This window comes from Pseudomonas brassicae (assembly GCF_010671725.1).
GTDB classification, from domain to species: domain Bacteria; phylum Pseudomonadota; class Gammaproteobacteria; order Pseudomonadales; family Pseudomonadaceae; genus Aquipseudomonas; species Aquipseudomonas brassicae.
In genome coordinates, this window is the sequence record NZ_JAAHBU010000483.1 from 1 (window position 1) to 755 (window position 755).

1 protein-coding gene is annotated in these 755 nt (G+C 66.2%); it reads right to left on the reverse strand.

Features of this window, described 5'->3' with window-relative positions; translation table 11 throughout:
• On the reverse strand, positions 1–755 hold a 755-nt coding region (locus tag G3436_RS24935; protein ID WP_163950722.1), incomplete at both ends, for an AMP-binding protein.

Here is a 755-nt window from a genome sequence, read left to right on the forward strand (position 1 = left end):
AGGTTGTACAGGCCGGCGTTCGGCAGCTTGGCGAATACCTGTTGCTGGGCGTCCACCGGCAGGGCTTCGCCGCTGCACACGATGCGCGTGAGGCTGGTGCAGCCGGGCACGTTTTCATCCAGCAGGAATGCCTGCAGCATCGACGGCACGAAGTGCAGCGTGCTGATCCGATGCTGGTTGATCAGCGCCACCAGCCTGGCCGGGTCACGATGATCGCCCGGCGCTGCGACCACCAGGCGTGCGCCGGTCATCAGCGGCCAGAAGAACTCCCACACCGACACGTCGAAGCTGAACGGGGTCTTTTGCAGCACGCTGTCGCTGGCATTCAGAGCATAGGCCTGCTGCATCCAGCACAGGCGGTTGGTCAGTGCACTGTGGCGGTTGCCGGCGCCCTTGGGCTTGCCGGTGGAGCCGGAGGTGTAGATGACGTAAGCGAGGTTTTCCGGGTGCAAGGCAATGCCCGGATTGGTCTGGGCCTGAGCGCTCAGGTCCAGCGTATCGAGCGCCAGTACCGGCAGGCCTGCCGGCACGGGCAAGTCGTCGAGCAGGTGTTGCTGGGTCAGCAGCAACGTGATCGCGCTGTCCTCGAACAGGTAGCTCAGGCGCTCGCGCGGGTACTCCGGATCCAGCGGCACGTAGGCACCCCCGGCCTTGAGGATGGCCAGCAGGCCGACGACCATCTCGATGCTGCGCTCGGCGGCAATGCCGACCAGCACGTCGGGGCCGACGCCACGGGCGATCAGGGCATGGGCCAG